The 16,322-nt window shown below is 52.6% G+C and carries 12 protein-coding genes; 4 read left to right on the top strand and 8 right to left on the bottom strand.

Annotation, left to right across the window (positions count from 1 at the left end; translation table 11 throughout):
• Positions 1 to 99: 99 nt before the first annotated feature.
• Positions 100 to 927 (bottom strand): MerR family transcriptional regulator, encoded by an 828-nt coding sequence (locus tag ABID13_RS17570; RefSeq protein WP_007869024.1) that lies wholly within the window; start codon positions 925 to 927, stop codon positions 100 to 102.
• Between the two features lie 118 nt (positions 928 to 1,045).
• On the opposite strand from ABID13_RS17570, the gene ABID13_RS17575 reads away from it, so the two are divergent.
• Positions 1,046 to 2,374, top strand: a complete 1,329-nt coding sequence (locus ABID13_RS17575; protein ID WP_048930974.1) for an MATE family efflux transporter — start codon at positions 1,046 to 1,048, stop codon at positions 2,372 to 2,374.
• A gap of 57 nt (positions 2,375 to 2,431) precedes the next feature.
• Here the strand turns inward: ABID13_RS17575 and ABID13_RS17580 are convergent, their stop codons facing one another.
• The 7 genes from ABID13_RS17580 to ABID13_RS17610 all read right to left on the bottom strand — a co-directional run bounded on the left by ABID13_RS17580 (position 2,432) and on the right by ABID13_RS17610 (position 11,713).
• Positions 2,432 to 3,208, bottom strand: a complete 777-nt coding sequence (locus ABID13_RS17580) for a response regulator transcription factor (RefSeq protein ID WP_007869029.1) — start codon at positions 3,206 to 3,208, stop codon at positions 2,432 to 2,434.
• 62 nt (positions 3,209 to 3,270) lie between these two features.
• Positions 3,271 to 4,965, bottom strand: a complete 1,695-nt coding sequence (locus tag ABID13_RS17585) for a sensor histidine kinase (RefSeq protein WP_007869031.1) — start codon at positions 4,963 to 4,965, stop codon at positions 3,271 to 3,273.
• Positions 4,962 to 6,008, bottom strand: coding sequence for an extracellular solute-binding protein (locus ABID13_RS17590; RefSeq protein WP_048930975.1), 1,047 nt, complete (start codon positions 6,006 to 6,008; stop codon positions 4,962 to 4,964). Before ABID13_RS17590 ends, ABID13_RS17585 begins: the two co-directional genes overlap by 4 nt.
• A gap of 125 nt (positions 6,009 to 6,133) precedes the next feature.
• Positions 6,134 to 7,210 (bottom strand): ABC transporter ATP-binding protein, encoded by a 1,077-nt coding sequence (locus tag ABID13_RS17595; RefSeq protein WP_007869034.1) that lies wholly within the window; start codon positions 7,208 to 7,210, stop codon positions 6,134 to 6,136.
• A gap of 15 nt (positions 7,211 to 7,225) precedes the next feature.
• Positions 7,226 to 8,938 (bottom strand): ABC transporter permease, encoded by a 1,713-nt coding sequence (locus tag ABID13_RS17600; protein ID WP_007869037.1) that lies wholly within the window; start codon positions 8,936 to 8,938, stop codon positions 7,226 to 7,228.
• A gap of 140 nt (positions 8,939 to 9,078) precedes the next feature.
• Positions 9,079 to 10,275 (bottom strand): ABC transporter substrate-binding protein, encoded by a 1,197-nt coding sequence (locus ABID13_RS17605; RefSeq protein WP_048930976.1) that lies wholly within the window; start codon positions 10,273 to 10,275, stop codon positions 9,079 to 9,081.
• 130 nt (positions 10,276 to 10,405) lie between these two features.
• Positions 10,406 to 11,713, bottom strand: coding sequence for an MATE family efflux transporter (locus ABID13_RS17610; protein ID WP_045091460.1), 1,308 nt, complete (start codon positions 11,711 to 11,713; stop codon positions 10,406 to 10,408).
• 140 nt (positions 11,714 to 11,853) lie between these two features.
• Here ABID13_RS17610 and ABID13_RS17615 point away from each other — a divergent pair, with 140 nt between their 5' ends.
• The 3 genes from ABID13_RS17615 to ABID13_RS17625 all read left to right on the top strand — a co-directional run bounded on the left by ABID13_RS17615 (position 11,854) and on the right by ABID13_RS17625 (position 16,315).
• The gene (locus ABID13_RS17615; protein WP_082173993.1) at positions 11,854 to 12,645 is read left to right on the top strand and encodes a MerR family transcriptional regulator; all 792 of its coding nucleotides are present in this window, start codon (positions 11,854 to 11,856) and stop codon (positions 12,643 to 12,645) included.
• 185 nt (positions 12,646 to 12,830) lie between these two features.
• A complete protein-coding gene (locus tag ABID13_RS17620; RefSeq protein WP_007869046.1) occupies positions 12,831 to 14,561 on the top strand; it encodes an ABC transporter ATP-binding protein in 1,731 nt (576 codons plus the stop codon).
• Positions 14,558 to 16,315 (top strand): ABC transporter ATP-binding protein, encoded by a 1,758-nt coding sequence (locus tag ABID13_RS17625; RefSeq protein WP_007869052.1) that lies wholly within the window; start codon positions 14,558 to 14,560, stop codon positions 16,313 to 16,315. The genes ABID13_RS17620 and ABID13_RS17625 overlap by 4 nt, the downstream gene beginning before the upstream one ends.
• Positions 16,316 to 16,322 lie beyond the last annotated feature (7 nt).

Consider the following 16,322-nt stretch of genomic DNA (forward strand, 5'->3'; position numbering starts at 1 on the left):
GCATCTGGCAGCATTCCCCTGCTTTTCCCAGTAATCTACTGTTATTATAACCTTCTGCTCCTGGTTTGTCCATGTGTGTCAGGAGACTTTTATATCTCTTTAACCTTCTGTTCCCTCCACCGGGACCATTACTTTCACAATATAATCCTCATAATCTGTCACGGTCAGCTCGTCCACCATCAGGTCCTCATACCACATCCGGCCGGTGGACAGCCCCCTATGCCTGGCAAAATCCGAGATCAGCCTGTATGGTATCTCCATATTCCAGTTATACCCCTTGTGGCACATTTCCACATAGTCTCCTCCCGGCCGCATCATGACCTTGGAGGACGAGGCTTTTTTCTCCAGCCTTGTATAAACTTTTACATACCGGTCATAGATCCCCTGCTCCAAATCCTCCCCCAGGCAGATGGAGCCCACGGCTCCCATGGCTCCGTGGTATTTCTCCTGCATCCTCACGTGTTCCGCTATGTCCACCGCCACCTTCCGCTCATCCTGGGCGCTGACATCGGATACCAGAAGGAAGTCCGCCCTGCGCTTCACCAGACTTGGGGTATCCAGGCTGGTGGTCAGCGCTTCCCTGATATTCTGCTTCTCATTGCGGATAAACCGCTTCATGTTCTTAAGGCGTTCAATCTCCTCATCGATCTGCGCCTCCTTATTATCCATCATGGCCATGAACCGCTCCGGGGAACGGTTCTCCATGTATTCCTTGATCTCCTCCAGGGGCATGCCCAGCTTCTGGAGGGCCTTGATCACCTCGAACACATCCATCTGCCAGACAAAATAATACCTGTATCCGTTTTCCCCCTTCAGGGCCGGGGACAGAAGGCCGATTTGGTCATAGTGGAACAAAGTGTGTTTTTTCACTCCCAGTATCCTTGCAAACTCTCCTGTTGTAAAATATAATTCTGAATGATTTTCCATATTCAATCTCCTCTTGACTATCGGGTAACCCTATACTATATGATAATACCTGCGGCTGAATTTAGCAACCTTTTAACGGCTCTCTTGTTGGGAGCCAGTTTACAAACAGGAGTTTATTATGAGTCATTCGTTATCTAAAAAATTCACATTCGGGTCGCTGCTTATGTTTGCCCTTCCCACTACCATTATGATGGTGGTCATGTCCCTGTATACCATTGTGGATGGTGTGTTCGTGTCCAGGCATGTCAGCACCAACGCCCTGTCATCCATCAATATCGTATACCCTGTGATCAACATTGTCCTGGGTATCAGCGTGATGCTGTCCACGGGAAGCAGCGCCATTGTAGCAAAAAAAATGGGCGAAGGACGGCCGGACAGCGCCCGACAGACCTTCACCACCATTATTTTATTAAATATCGGGCTGGGGCTGGTCATTGCCCTGTTTGGGAATCTGGCGGCCGTCCCCCTGTCCCGTCTCCTGGGTGCCAGCGAACTTTTACTGGAGGATTGCGTCACCTATCTCCGCTGGCAGCTGGCATTTGCGCCGGCCCTTATGCTCCAGATCCTGTTTCAGATGTATTTTGTCACCGAAGGCCGCCCCGGGATCGGGCTGTTCCTCACCCTGCTGGCAGGAGTCAGCAACGCGTTACTGGACTATCTGCTGATCGTGCCCCTTGGACTTGGGATCGCAGGAGCCGCCATTGCCACGGTGACCGGATATATGATACCGGCTGTCATCGGTCTTCTCTACTTTGCGTGTTCCAGAAGGTCCTTGTGGCTGGTACGTCCCCGCATGGAACGGGGGGAACTTAAAGACACCTGCATCAATGGTTCCTCCGAGATGGTGACCAATCTGTCGTCCGGCATCATTACCTTTCTCTTTAACCTGGCCATGATGCACTTTGCTGGGGAGGACGGTGTTGCGGCCATCACCATCATACAGTACTCCCAGTTCCTGTTAAACGCCCTGTTCATGGGATTTTCACAGGGTGTGTCACCGGTCATCAGCTTTAACTACGGAAGCAAAAACCACAATCAGCTCAAGCAGGTGTTCAGGACCTCCCTTATCTTTACAGCGGTGACCTCCCTGGCCACATTCCTGCTGGCCCAGGTCACAGGAAGCCTGGTGGTGGGAGTTTTTTCCAGGCCCGGCACAGCGGTCTACGCCCTGGCCCGCCACGGATTTACCATTTTCGCCTTCAGCTTCCTGTTCTCAGGCCTGACCATCTTTGCCTCGGCTCTGTTTACAGCCCTTTCAGACGGACGCATATCCGCTGTCATCTCCTTTGTGCGCACCTTTGGCCTTATTATCACAAGCCTTCTGGTGCTGCCGTTCCTGATCGGTATTGACGGAGTTTGGCTGGCCATCCCCATTGCGGAGTTTGGAGGAGTGATGCTGAGTATCTATTATATGAAGAAACTGAAGGACGTCTACCGCTATGCGTAAATCATCTGATGTCACCCTACCCCCATTGATCTGACTCCGTTGTTCAGACTCTCTGGTTCAGATTCCCTTGATAAACTTAGTGGGTGACTTCAGCGTATACTTCTTAAACACGGAGCAGAAATGCTTATAATCCGTAAAGCCGGTGGCTTCGGAGATCTCACTGATGCGGTACTGTCTTGTGTTCAGCAGCATGACCGCCTGCTGTACCCTGTATTTGTTGAGGAAGTCCAGAAATGTCTGTTCTGTGACTTCCTTAAATTTTCGGCTGAGATAGCTGGCGCTGACCCCCAGATCCTCTGAAATCCCCTCAATGCTGATCTTTTCGGCATAGTGCTCCTTGATGGTTCCGATGGCCTTTGACACATACTGATTCTCCGAAAGATCCAGCTGCATGTAATATTCCAGGTTCATGCTTCCCCCCTCCAGCTCCGCCTGTTCCAGCACATACTCCGCCTGCCTGGTACTGGCAATCTCCTCCCCCAGCCGTTTCATGATGTCTGCCAGCGCCTCCTCATCCACGGGCTTTAGCAGGTACTCACACACTCTGGCCTCAATAGCCCTTCTGGCATACTCGAAATCAGCATAACTGGTCAGAAGGATACTTTTAAAACGCACCTGTTCCGAAGCCTTTTTTATCATCTCTATCCCATCCATAAACGGCATACAGATATCTGTGATCACCACGTCCGGACGGCACTCCAGTATCTTCTCAAACCCTTCTTTTCCATCTCCTGCCTCCGCCACCACCACACAGCCCATGGAAAGCCAGTCCGTGGTATACACGAGCCCCTTCCTGATCATATCCTCATCTTCTGCAATTAAGACGCGCAGCATGCTTCCTCCTCCTGCTCATCCCACAGGGCCTAATATAGGACACCCGGGTACTGTATCTGATTCTACGTTTCCTCCCGGACCACGGGCAGGGTCACAACCAGGGTGGTCCCATGCCCCTCCGTGCTCCGGATCTCCACCCCATACGGCCTTCCGTACAGGATCGTAATCCTCCGGTGTATGTTGTAAAGGCCTGAATGCCGGCTGGTATTTTCCTTCTGCTCCAGCATGGCGTTCAGTTCACTAAGTGTCTCCTGGGGAATGCCCACCCCATCGTCACGGCAGATCATCATCAGCTTTCCCTCATGGATATACACCTTCATCTCCACCTTCAGGTTCAGCTGGTTCCCGAACCCGTATTTTACCGAGTTCTCGATCATGGGCTGAAGGACCAGCTTGGGGATCCTGCACTCCATGGCTTCCGGCTCGATCTCCGCCTGGAATCCAAGACGGGGGCCGAACCGGCGCTTTAGAATGGTCAGATAATTTTCCAGATGCTCCATATCTTCCTTCAGGGTCACCTGGTCCTTGCTGCCGTCCAGGCTGTAGCGCAGCAGGTTGGACAGGGAAAATACCATTCGCTCCGCTGTGGCCGGTTCCAGCTTACACATATAACGTATGTTCTCCAATGTGTTGTAAAGGAAATGGGGGTTGAACTGGGACTCCAGCTGCTTGTTCTGGGCCATTGCCACCAGTTCGGTCATCTTCCGGTTATTCTCCATCTGCAGCTTCAGGCTGCCGATGGTCTCGTTGAACGCATCTGCAATAATGCGGAACTCATTGTCGCTGTCGATCTGGATAGAACTTTCCAGGTCGCCGGACCTGGCATTTTCCATCACATCCAGGATCCGGTAAAAGTCCTCGGTCTTTGTCTCCGTCACCTTCCTGGCCCGGAACAGCATCCACAGGGTCATCATGGCCAGGGCCGTGATCACCAGCATGCTGCTGAGAGACAGGGAAATAACAATGTTCTGTATGTCCGAGATGGAGTAGACGTTGAACAGCCGGTGGTACACCTGGCTGCCGGACACCAGGTACATCTGCTTGTCATAGGACAGATAATGTCCGGCCCGCTCCAGAACCCCCAGGACCTGGTTGCTTTTGCTGATAAAGTTATAATTGCTGCCAGCAAACACCCACCCATAGGAGTCCGTAATAATGGTCTGGGTCTCCAGGCGGTCCAGTATCTGCTGTATCTGGCTGCCTGGAATGGCGCACACCACATATCCCACGGTCTGCCCCTCCCGCTCCACGCTCCGTCCCAGGGCAATGGTGCTCTGCTGGCTCCGCCATCCCTCCACCAGCTTTACCGCGGTCTGTCCCGGGCGGCTGTCCATATACCAGAAGATTCCCCACGACACCCCCTCCGGCACGTCCAGGTAAGCCGGCCTGTCCCCACGGCTGGACAAAAGGATATTCCGGTCCCGGTCCATGACAAACAGGTCTCCCTTCACATCCAGGCTGTTGGTGATCCCATAGAATTCCTCAAATATTCCGGCCCTGCTCCTGGTGTCCATGGTTTCCCCAAACATTTCCGGCCTGGCGGACAGCTGTTTGATCCCGTCCTCATACCGTTTAAGGATCTGCTCCAGCTGTGCGGCCGCATAGGCGTTGTTCTCTTCCGTGATGCTCTTTCTCCCGTGGAGAAGGGCCGCCATAAAGAACAGGCCGCACAGCAGAGTGAAGATCACAGCCGGCACAATGGCATAGGAGATGAACATGTGCTGGAGTTCATCCCTGAAATATTTCTCCTTCTTCATCCGGCCTGCCCTCCATCGGACACCCGCCGGAAAATCTCTGCAAACCGTTCCAGCCACTCCTTTTTCCTGCTGTTGACCAGGTCCAGGTCATCATAGATGATATGTACTTTATCCTTGTCCGGCAGATACTCCGGCTCCTCCACATCCTTTCTCACCGAACGGCGGACCAGTCGGTCCGCGATCACGGTCTGGGCATCCTTTCCCGTGACAAAATCCACAAAATCCTTTGCGTCCGCCATATGGCGGCTGCCCTTGACAATGCCCACCACATCCGGGGTGGAAATGACGCCCTCCTTCATATAAACCAACCGGACCGGTTCCCCCTGGGCCACATAGTGGGCCCCTCCCTCCTCAAAGGTAAGCCCCACCGCAAACTGTCCCTCTGCCACTCCCTGGTAAACCTGAGCCGAACCGCCAAGGAGGGTTCCGTCCAGGTTCCGGCAGAACTGCTCCACATAATCCCATCCCTTTTCCGGGTCCCCGTCCCCCATGGCATAAAGCATGTTGATCAAATGCTCATAGGCAGAGGATGAGGTGGAGGGATTGCACATGGCGATCTTTCCCCTGAGCTCCGGCTTCAGCAGGTCTTCATACCCCTCCACCACCGTGTCCCCGATCAGATTGGTATTCACCATGATCACGCTGGGCATGTCCGTAAAACGGGTCAGGCTGCCTCCCAGGTTCTTAAATTCTTCCCGCACCATGTCCTCATTTTTACTTACATAGGGTTCAAACAGCTCCTGCCTGGGGCTGGTGGTGGAAAGGGAACCTCCCCAGAAAATGTCGCAGGCCGGCTCCCGGTGCTCCTCCACCATCTGAAGCAGTTCCCCGGTGCCCCCGGTCTGTACATAGGTCCTCACCCCGGTCCTGTTCTCAAATTCCGACACAATGGGGTTTATAAACTCCAACGGATGAGGGCAGTATATCACCAGCACCTCATCCGTCTCACCTTCCGCGGCCGCGGATTGCCCTCTGCCTGCGCATCCCGCCAGGCAGAGGGCAATCCCTATGGCCGCCATATATATGTTCCAATTCTTTTTCATCGGTTTCACGATCCTCACTGGTATGATACGAACATGTGCCATAACGTAACTGTTCTGAAAGGCTTATCTTCTTGACCGGAAAAACCGGTCCTGAACTGTTCCATCATTTTATTGTATCAACCGGCTTAAAGAATGTAAACCCCCTTGGGGTCGAAATCCAGATACGCCTTCTCACCCACCTCGTAGATGCGCCGGTTCACCGGATTATAGTCCGTGATCTCCAGCAGCATGGCTCCCACCATAACCTCATAGTACTGATAAGAACCCATGAAGGTGGACAGACTGACCGTTGCCTCTAAAAGCCCCTGTTCCGCCAGGGTTGCTCCCTCAGGCCGGATCACCAAAGTGGCATCCGCCCCCGGCTCTGCGTGGGCAAAGTTGTTAACCTCCAGCTCCTGTCCCACCACATCGATCACAGCCTTTTCACCGTTCACGGTTTTCACCTTTGCATCCAGGAAATTGGCCTCTCCGATAAAGTCAGCCACAAACTTGGAGGAGGGATGATAATAGATTTCCCTGGGCGTGCCGATCTGCTCCACCTTGCCCTGGCTCATGATAATGATCTTATCGGAAATGCTCATGGCCTCGGACTGGTCGTGGGTTACATAGATGGCCGTGATCCCCACCTTTTGCTGGATCTTTCGGATCTCCGTTCTCATGGTCACGCGCAGTTTGGCATCCAGGTTGCTCAACGGCTCGTCAAACAGCAGAACGCTGGGTTCAATCACCAGGGCCCTGGCCAGGGCCACACGCTGCTGCTGGCCGCCGGACAGCTGGTTGGTCATACGCGATTCCATTCCGTCCATCTCCACCAGCTTAAGGATATTCATGACCCGCTCATGGATCTCCTCCTTGGGAAGCTTGCGTATCTTAAGGCCATAGGCCACATTGTCAAACACGTTGTAATGAGGCAGAAGGGCGTAGCTTTGGAACACCATGGCCGTATCCCTTTTGTTGGGCGTCAGGGCATTGATGTTCTCATCCCCCAGGAAGATATCCCCCTCGTCCGGGCTCTCAAACCCAGCGATCATACGAAGGGTGGTGGTCTTTCCGCAGCCGGACGGCCCTAACAAGGTGACAAAGGATCCCGGCTCTATGTCCAGCGTTGTGTCCTGCACTGCATAGAACTCTTTTCCTGTTTTTGGATCCGTATATATTTTGGAAATGTGGTCCAGACGGACGCCTTTTTTCTGTTTTTCCATGTTATCTTCCTCCCTCTATTCCTCTGCCTTAATTTTCCTGCTGACACCAAAGAACTTCATCAGCGTATCCATCAGCAGCACAGCGCCGTATGTAATGATGATCAGCACGGTTGCGTAAGCACAGGCCACGCCGTAATTGCCTTTTTCCGCCTGTTCATTGATCTGGCAGGTGATAAGCAGAAAGTCCGGTGTCACCAGCAGGATAATGGCGGAAATTGCCGTGATGCTGCGCACAAATGCAGTCACAAGCCCGCTGAAGAATGAATCCTTGATCAGCGGCAGGGTTACGGTCATAAACACCTTGGCGGAACCCGCTCCCATGTCATAGGCGGATTCCTCAATGGACTTGTCGATCTGGCGCAGGGCGGAGATACCGCTTCTGGTGCCGGTGGGAAGGCTTCGCACAATGAACACAATGATCAGGATCAGACCTGAGCCGTAGAGGCCGCTCATGATGCCTGTTCCGAACAGCCCCCTCGCATAGCCGCGGATATATCCGATGCCCAGGACCGTACCGGGAACCGCCATGGCCAGCATGGATACAAATTCAATGAATCCCTTGGCCTTGAATTTTTTCTTGACCACAAGGTAAGAGATCACCATGGATAAAAAGGCGGTCAGCGGGGCCGCAATGGCTGAGAGCACGAAGGAGTCCTTAAACGCCTTTAACCCGCTGGTCTTAAACATATACTGGAACCATTTAAGGCTCAGGCTGTAATCCCTACCCCACAGGGTGAACATGGCTCCAAAGGGAACCATGATGTACATCAGAAGGACAAAGGCCGCCACCAGTCCGCAGAATATGGTCAAAGGCACGGTCACGCTCCTGTCCTCGATCAGCATCCTCATGCGGGATGCCTTGCCGGTCAGGGTAGCCGCTGTCTTCTTTTCCAGATAATACTTCTGGATCAGGAACAGCACCACGGTCAGGGAAAGCAGCACCACGGCCATGGCAGCCGCTCCGGTGGAGTCATAGGCGCCTGTGACCTGGAGATAGATGGTGGTTGCCAATGTATCGTAGGAACCTCCGATAAGCATGGGGTTTGCAAAGTCGGCCACAGACTCGATGAAGGTGACCAGAAAAGCATTTCCCAGTCCGGGGAGCAGAAGGGGGAATGTCACGCTGGTGAACACTTTCCACCTGGTCGCTCCCATATCCCTGGTGGCTTCCTCCAGAGAGGGATCGATATTTTTCAAAAGGCCTTTTAACATCAGGTAGCACACCGGGAAAAAGGTCAGGGTCTGCACAATGGCGATCCCCTTTAACCCGTACACATTGGAATCATAGATTCCCAACAGGGACCGGGTGATGATGCCGCTGCGCCCGAACAGCATGATCATGGAAAGGGACAGCACAAAAGGCGGGGACACTACGGGCAGCATGGATACCAGGGAAAACAGCTTTTCCAGTATTTTTGTTTTCAGCTTTACATAAACCTCCACATAGGCGAATAAAAGTCCGATGGCAGTGGACGTAAACCCTGTGATCAGGCCCAGCACCACCGTATTCTTAAATGCCTTCTGAAACCGTTCCAGACTTAAGACCCGTTTGAACACATCCAGAGTGACACCGCCCTCCTCTGTACGGAAGCTGTCAACCAACAGCATAAAAAGAGGATACAGGATAAACAGCGCCAGGAAGATGAGCAGTACCACGATCATGCTCACCAGGATGGGGTCTGAGAAAAATTTCTTGCGCTCAAGCTCTGCGCTTTGCTTTCTGGCCACGATGAGGCCCCCCTTTCTGTCCGGGAACGCCTGTGCGCTCCCCATTTACATGTCTGTTAAAGCAGAGAATGCTGCGTAATGTACGTTTGGCGCATTACGCAGCACTCCCTCAATAACCTAAACTATCATTCTCGGATCGATTACTCAGTCAGGAAACGGCTGCTGTCTGCGCTGTCTGCAGAGCTTCCCAGTGCCTCAAAGAAATCTTCTACATATTTGGCGCTGTTCTGTTTTGCATCCTCGAAGTCATAATCGATGGTATTGTTCATGTCCAGACCAAACTTGGTTGCTTCCTCTGGCTGGGTCGCATTGCTCAGAACCAGGAACTGGTAGGAGCCATTTTCTTTTGCATGGTCCACACAGTCAGGAGACAGTGCGTATTCGATCCACAGCTTGGCTGCGTTTGGATGGGTGCATCCGTTAAAGATCGCAGTTGCGCCAACCTCAAAGGAGGTTCCGTCTTCGGGTACGATCAGCTGGATATTGTCATATCCCTGAAGGATCTGATAAATACCGTCATGGAGGAAACCGATACCGATGACACACTCACCTGGGCCTACCATCTTGGATGGGCCGGAGCCGGACTTGGTATACTGGGAAATGTTCTTGTCCAGTTTCTTAAAGTATTCCATTGCCTCGTCATGGCCCTTCATCTGAACCATGGTGTTGATCAGCAGCTTTGCTGTTCCTGCGGTATTGGGGTTGGACAGCATGATCAGGCCCTTGTACTCTTCCTTTGTAAGGTCATCCCATGTCTTGGGAGCTTCCAGGCCAAGGCGGTCCAGTTCTTCGGTGTTCACCATGAAGCCCAGGATTCCTTTGTAGATCCCATACCAGCAATTGGTAGGATCCTTGTAATTGTCATTGATCAGGTTCTTTGCATTGATGGCATCGTACTCCATCAAAAGCCCGTCTGCTACCGCCTCGTTATAGGGATCGGTTGTTCCGCCGAACCATACATCGGCAGAAGGTTTGCCGGCTTCCTCAGAGATCTTGGTGTAAACTTCTGAGGTGGAAAGCCTCTGGTACTTGGTTTTGATTCCATACAGGCTCTCAAAGTTCTTGCATGCCGCTGACAGATATTCCTCCTCACAGGAACCGTATACGGTCAACTCGCCCTCGGCCTTTGCAGCCTCGATCAGAGCGTCCATGTCACCGCCTGCCGCCTCCGCCGCTGTGGTATCTGCTGCCGCTTCCTTGGTCTCCTCCTTGGATGCCTCTGTTGCCGCAGTTGTTGCGGGAGCTGCTGTGGTTGGAGTCTCGGTCTTTCCGCCGCCGCATGCGGTAAGGCTCATTGCCATGGTGCATGCCAACAATAGTGCCAGTTTTTTCTTCATAATAAATACCCCTCCTATCTTTTCTGATGTTTTCATCATATCAGAAAAGATGGAGGGGAAAAACCGTGTTTCGAGTAATATTGTCGTGATTTCTGAACTTGTTCTGTATTTTTTTATCTATTATCCACAATCATTCCGCTACATAATTGCTGCAAAGGGATTGTTCCTTTCGCAAAAGCGCCATGCCGGCAGCTGCCAGCACCGCCTGGGTCAGTGGAACCGAGAGCCACACCCCATAAAGTTCCATGACGGGCGGCAGCCCAAAAAACAGAAGCAGGCATAAGACCACAGGTTCCCCATACACCATGACATAGGAGAACAGGTTCCGCTTGGTGGCATAAAAATAGGAGGTTGTTGTCCTGCAAAAGGCAATGAAGATAAACCCCAGGGAAAACACCGGCAGGCTTCCTGCCACTATGGATGAAACCAGGCCGGACGCTCCGAAAAACCCGGGTATCATTTCCCTTAGCAGGTACAGCGTTGCCGCGTTGGCCAATGCCACTGAGACGGCAAAAATATACGCCATGTTTCTGACCTTTCCGGCCAATTCCGGCTTTCCGATCCCAAGATAAAAGCTCATAAGGGGCTGGCTGCCGTCACCGATCCCCTGAAGGAGCAGCTGTACAATGGCCACCACATAGGAGACCACCGCATAGGCAGCCACAGCCGCCTCCCCGCCGTACACGGACGCGCTCCTGTTGATCAGCATGATCACAATAAATGGGGAAATAGTAAGCCCAAAGGGTGAAATACCCGTGCCTATGATTTTTGCAGCCTGGCTCCCCTTTAAGATAAAGTCCTTCTTTTTCAGCCCGCGGATCCTGGACCACATAAAGACCAGGCAGGGAACCACGGTCACCCCCTGTCCGATCACCGTGGCCGCGGCCGCTCCCGCAACTCCGTAATGGTACACGGCCACAAACAGGTAATCCAGCACAATATTGGTGACAAACCCGGCGATCATGGAGATCATGGCGGTCACCGCTCCGTCATAATTCCTGATCAGGGGCGCAAACCCGGTTGCAAAAAACTGCAGCAGGGAGCCGCCTGCCAGGATCTGAATGTAGATCATGGCCTCCTGGTATACCCGTCCCTCTGCCCCTGATATACGGAGCACTGGACCGCATACCCCAAACAGCAGCGCCATCACAAGAAGGCCGCCTGACAGCAGCAGGGTCATGGTATTTCCCAGGCACTCCATCTCCTGCCCTTCCTCCTGTTTTCCCCTGTGGAGCGTGATCCAGACAGCGCCTCCCATCCCGATCCCCGTGCCTGCCGCCTGAACCAGCGCGGCCATGGGATAAGCGATATTTACAGCCGCCAGCCCCAGGTCACCAATGTTCCTTCCTATAAAAAAGCCGTCCACAATGGTATATAGTCCTGAAAATGCAAATGCAAGCATGGACGGCAAAACCGCTTTAAAAAAACGTTTTAACATGACAAACCTCCATTTCTCTGATACACTTACACCAGTATAAACCTTAAAGTTACTTGAAAGTCAATTACATTTTTATGAGAATACCCTTTTATGAGAATACTTTTTATGAGAGTACACTGATACGAATTGGAGGCAAATGAATGAAACAAAACATGAAGCAGATCAACCGGATTAAGGAAGTATCCGAACTCTTCCACATCCCCTCCTCCGCCCTGCGGTATTGGGATGATGAGGGACTGGTCCGATTTGAGCGCACCGCTGATAACAATTACCGCCGTCCCACCTCCCAGACCATGGTGGATATCTGCGATGTAATGTTTTACCGGAGCCTTTCCCTGTCCATTAAGGAAATAAAGGCCATTCCCGGAATGAGCGTGGAAGAGGTGGGCAAAACCCTGGACGCCAATGCAAAGCACCTGGAGGAGCAGATCGTCCTGATCCGCCGGACCCTGGACAAGCTGCACACACGGCAGGCCATGGTCCGCCACATCCTGGAGATGGACCACTCTCACTATGAGACGGCCACGGACCGGCTCCCCGCCATGAAGCTGTTTGCATCAGATGATAAGCATGCCCTTGAGGTCTATGTAAACGATCCCTACCAGACCGCGATTCTGATCCGTCCGGAGACATCACAGGAGTCACAGTACGGGGTATTCCTGGACCCGGCACCATCCGGCATTTTACCTGACGGTCCGGATACGGCCATCACCGGCACCATCCTCCGCCCCGCAGACGCCGTTCCCTGCCTTTACCTGAAAGGTATCCTCAAGGTAAACGCAGCCCTCCCCTCTGCCCACAATGCCCGGGACTTTGTAAAGGCAGCCCGCGGGATGGGATACCAGACCGGGGCTCTGGCCGGCCGGTATCTTCTCACAGCCAGCGAGGGATACCGCTGCGACTACTATGAGGCATGGCTGGAACTGTTGTGAGTCGCGGCCGGAGCTGTTGTGGGTTGCGGCTGGAACTGTCATAAGCCATTGACGGAACTAAAATTCCAAATGGTAAAATTCCAAATATCCTATTGACTATCGGGTTACACTATACCTTACAATAGTACGGTTATCCGGAGCAGTAAAGCAGATCCGGCTGTTCCAACTGAAAGGAGAGTGTCCAGATGTATCTGATCCTACATTATCTGAAACGCTATAAAACTTATGTATTTTTTAATATCCTGGCCATCCTGGGCTTTGCCGCCGCGGAGCTTGGCATTCCCACCATTGTATCCAGGATGATCGACAACGGCATTGTGCTGAATGACCGCGCCTATATTTACAAAATGGGAGCCGCCATCCTGGCCGTGGCCATTGCCGGAGGGATCGGGAACGTCCTGTTGGCTTACTGCAGTTCCCAGGTGAGTACCAGGATCACCAGAGATATCCGCAATGACATCTTCAGAAAGGCCCAGGAATTTTCCCACACGGAATATAACAAGTTCGGAATATCCAGTATGATCACAAGGACCACCAATGATGCATTCATCCTGATGCAGTTCATTAATATCATACTGCGCACCGCACTGCTCACCCCTATTATGATCATCATCAGCATGTTCATGGTCATCCGCACCAGCGTGACCCTGTCCATGGTCATAGGGGGATGTGTTCCTGTCATCTGCCTGGGCGTGTATCTGGTTGCCAGGACCAGCAACCCCATCAGTACCAGACAGCAGAAAGGGCTGGACCGCCTGAACAGGATTACCAGGGAAAACCTTACCGGTGTCCGTGTGATCCGCGCATTCTGTAAGGATGAATATGAGACGGAGCGTTTTTCCGATGCCAATGAGGATTATGCCAAAAATGCCAGGAAGCTGTTTAAGCTGATGTCGGTGACCCAGCCATCCTTCTTTCTGCTGCTGAATCTGGCCGTATCCATAGTATTTATCCTCTCCAGCAGGCTCATTGACATGGGCAGCCTCCAGGTGGGCAATCTGGTGGCCTTCCAGGAATACATGTTCCATGCCATGTTTTCCATGATGCTGTTCTCCCTGGTGTTTGTCATGTATCCAAGGGCCGAGATCAGCGCCAGGAGGATCAAGGAACTTCTGGATGAACAGCCCCTGATCCAGAATCCTAAAAATCCCGTGCTCTCAGGGGATGAAAGCGGCACCCTTGTCTTTGACCATGTATCCTTCCAGTACCCGGACGGGGAAGCCCCTGTTCTCAGGGACATCACCTTTGAAGCCGGGCGTGGGGATACCGTTGCCTTTATCGGCAGCACGGGCAGCGGGAAAAGCACGCTGATCAACCTGATTCCCAGGTTCTATGACATCAGCTCAGGAAGCATCCGCATTGACAATGTGGATGTGCGCAAATATGATTTAAAGGCCCTGAGGGAAAAGATCGGGTTCATTCCCCAAAAGGCCCTGCTGTTTACAGGAAGCATCACGGAAAATATCCGCTACGGCAAACACGATGCAGTGCGGTCCGAGGTGGAGCACTCCGCAAAAGTGGCCCAGGCCTATGATTTTATCACGGAAAAACCTCACCAGTTTGATGAAATGATCGAGGAAGGCGGCGGCAATGTGTCCGGCGGCCAGCGCCAAAGGCTCAGCATTGCAAGAGCCGTGGTGCGTAAGCCCGATATCTATATATTTGATGATTCATTTTCCGCCCTGGATTTTAAAACAGACGCAAACCTGAGAAAAAAATTAAAAGAGGAGACAAAGGGTGCCATTACATTGATCGTGGCCCAGAGGGTCACATCCATTATGGACGCCACCAAGATCATTGTCCTCAACGAGGGGGTCGTGGTGGGCATGGGAACCCACAGGGAACTTCTTAAAAGCTGCAGTATTTACCATGAGATCGCCACCAGCCAGCTGTCAGAGGAGGAATTAGCACAATGAAACAAAACAATACAGGAATGAAACGCCTGATTCCATATTTGAAAGCATACCGTTTTAAAATAACAGGAGCCATCCTGCTGATCATTGCGGCCTCCTGCCTGATCGCCATCAGTCCAACCCTGGAGGGCATGATCACCACCCAGCTGTTTAACGATGTGACGGCCGGACACGGGGTCAACTTCGCTGTCATTTACAGGATCGTAGCCACTCTGCTGGTAGTTTACCTCACAGGAGCCCTGTGCAACTGCTCCTACCAGTTCCTGCTCACTGATGCCATCCAAAGCGCCATGGTGGACCTGAGGAATGATGTGGAGAGCAAGATCAGACGCCTGCCCATCTCCTATTTTGACCAGAATCCCCTGGGGGATACCATGAGCCGCGTATCCAATGACATGGAAACCATATCCAATGCGCTGCAGCAGAGCTTTGCCCAGATACTCAATGCCATCCTGGGGCTCACCCTGGCTGTCGCCATGATGTTTTCCATTCAATGGAAAATGGCCCTGGCCTCCATGCTGATCATCCTTGGCTCTGTTGTTATATCCAAGCTGATCGTAAAAAAATCCCAGCCCCTATTTGAGAAGCAGCAGAATGCCCTGGGTGCGCTGAGCGGAGTGGTGCAGGAAAGCTTTACGGGATTTAATGAGATCAAACTCTTTGGAAAGCAGGAGGATGCCCTCTCAGACTTCATGAAGGCCAACAACGAACTCTGCCGCAACGGCTTCCAGGCCCAGTTCATCAGCGGCCTGATGTCCCCGCTGGTATCCTTTATAACCTATGTGGGCATTGGATGTATCGCCATCATGGGCGCCCTGTATGCCCTGTCCGGAGTCATCGCGGTGGGACAGCTCCAGGCATTTATCCGTTACATCTGGCAGGTGAACCAGCCGCTTTCACAGATGACCCAGCTGTCCTCCGCCCTCCAGTCCTCCGCCGCGGCCGTACACCGTGTATTTGAATTCTTAAATGAGCAGGAGGAAACAGAGGATGACCATTGTATCCCGGCGCCGGAGCATGTTGAGGGAAATGTAGTCTTTGATGACGTACATTTCTCCTACACAGCAGAAAAGCCCCTGATCCAGGGGCTGAACGCCAATGTAAAAAGCGGGCAGATGGTTGCTATCGTGGGACCCACCGGTGTGGGAAAAACCACCCTCATCAATCTTCTCATGCGTTTTTATGATGTAACGTCAGGCGCCATTCTTATTGACGGCATTGACATCCGCCATATGAAGCGGAAGGACCTGCGCTCCAAATTCGGCATGGTGCTTCAGGACACCTGGCTCTTTAAGGGCACGATCCGTGAAAATATTGCCTACGGAAAGGACGATGCCACGGACGGGGAGATCATCCGGGCCGCAAAGATAGCCAATGTACACCATTTCATAACCACCCTTCCGGAGGGCTATGACATGATACTAAACGAGGAGTCCAGCAACATTTCCCAGGGTGAGAAACAGCTTCTTACCATTGCCAGGGCCGTGCTGTGCGACCCGCCCATCCTTATCCTGGACGAGGCCACCAGTTCGGTAGACACACGTCTGGAGCACATGCTCCAGGATGCCATGCAGAATATCATGAAGGGCCGCACCTCCTTTGTCATCGCACACCGTCTGTCCACCATCCGCAACGCCGACCTGATCCTTGTGATGCGGGACGGCAATATCGTGGAGCAGGGCACCCACCATGAGCTGCTGGAAAAGAAGGGTTATTATGAGCAGCTCTATCACGCGCAGTTTGCCGAGATCCTGTGACATATCC

The sequence above is a fragment of the Enterocloster citroniae genome (assembly GCF_040545455.1).
GTDB lineage: Bacteria > Bacillota > Clostridia > Lachnospirales > Lachnospiraceae > Enterocloster > Enterocloster citroniae.

What these genes read in the sequence shown, in the direction of transcription:
- ABID13_RS17610 (WP_045091460.1), bottom strand. Translation starts at nt 11,713, where the DNA reads ATGTTAAAACGTTTTTTTAAAGCGGTTTTGCCGTCCATGCTTGCATTT.
- ABID13_RS17605 (WP_048930976.1), bottom strand. Translation starts at nt 10,275, where the DNA reads ATGAAGAAAAAACTGGCACTATTGTTGGCATGCACCATGGCAATGAGC.
- ABID13_RS17575 (WP_048930974.1), top strand. Translation starts at nt 1,046, where the DNA reads ATGAGTCATTCGTTATCTAAAAAATTCACATTCGGGTCGCTGCTTATG.
- ABID13_RS17620 (WP_007869046.1), top strand. Translation starts at nt 12,831, where the DNA reads ATGTATCTGATCCTACATTATCTGAAACGCTATAAAACTTATGTATTT.
- ABID13_RS17590 (WP_048930975.1), bottom strand. Translation starts at nt 6,008, where the DNA reads ATGAAAAAGAATTGGAACATATATATGGCGGCCATAGGGATTGCCCTC.
- ABID13_RS17615 (WP_082173993.1), top strand. Translation starts at nt 11,854, where the DNA reads ATGAAACAAAACATGAAGCAGATCAACCGGATTAAGGAAGTATCCGAA.
- ABID13_RS17625 (WP_007869052.1), top strand. Translation starts at nt 14,558, where the DNA reads ATGAAACAAAACAATACAGGAATGAAACGCCTGATTCCATATTTGAAA.
- ABID13_RS17595 (WP_007869034.1), bottom strand. Translation starts at nt 7,210, where the DNA reads ATGGAAAAACAGAAAAAAGGCGTCCGTCTGGACCACATTTCCAAAATA.
- ABID13_RS17585 (WP_007869031.1), bottom strand. Translation starts at nt 4,965, where the DNA reads ATGAAGAAGGAGAAATATTTCAGGGATGAACTCCAGCACATGTTCATC.
- ABID13_RS17580 (WP_007869029.1), bottom strand. Translation starts at nt 3,208, where the DNA reads ATGCTGCGCGTCTTAATTGCAGAAGATGAGGATATGATCAGGAAGGGG.
- ABID13_RS17570 (WP_007869024.1), bottom strand. Translation starts at nt 927, where the DNA reads ATGGAAAATCATTCAGAATTATATTTTACAACAGGAGAGTTTGCAAGG.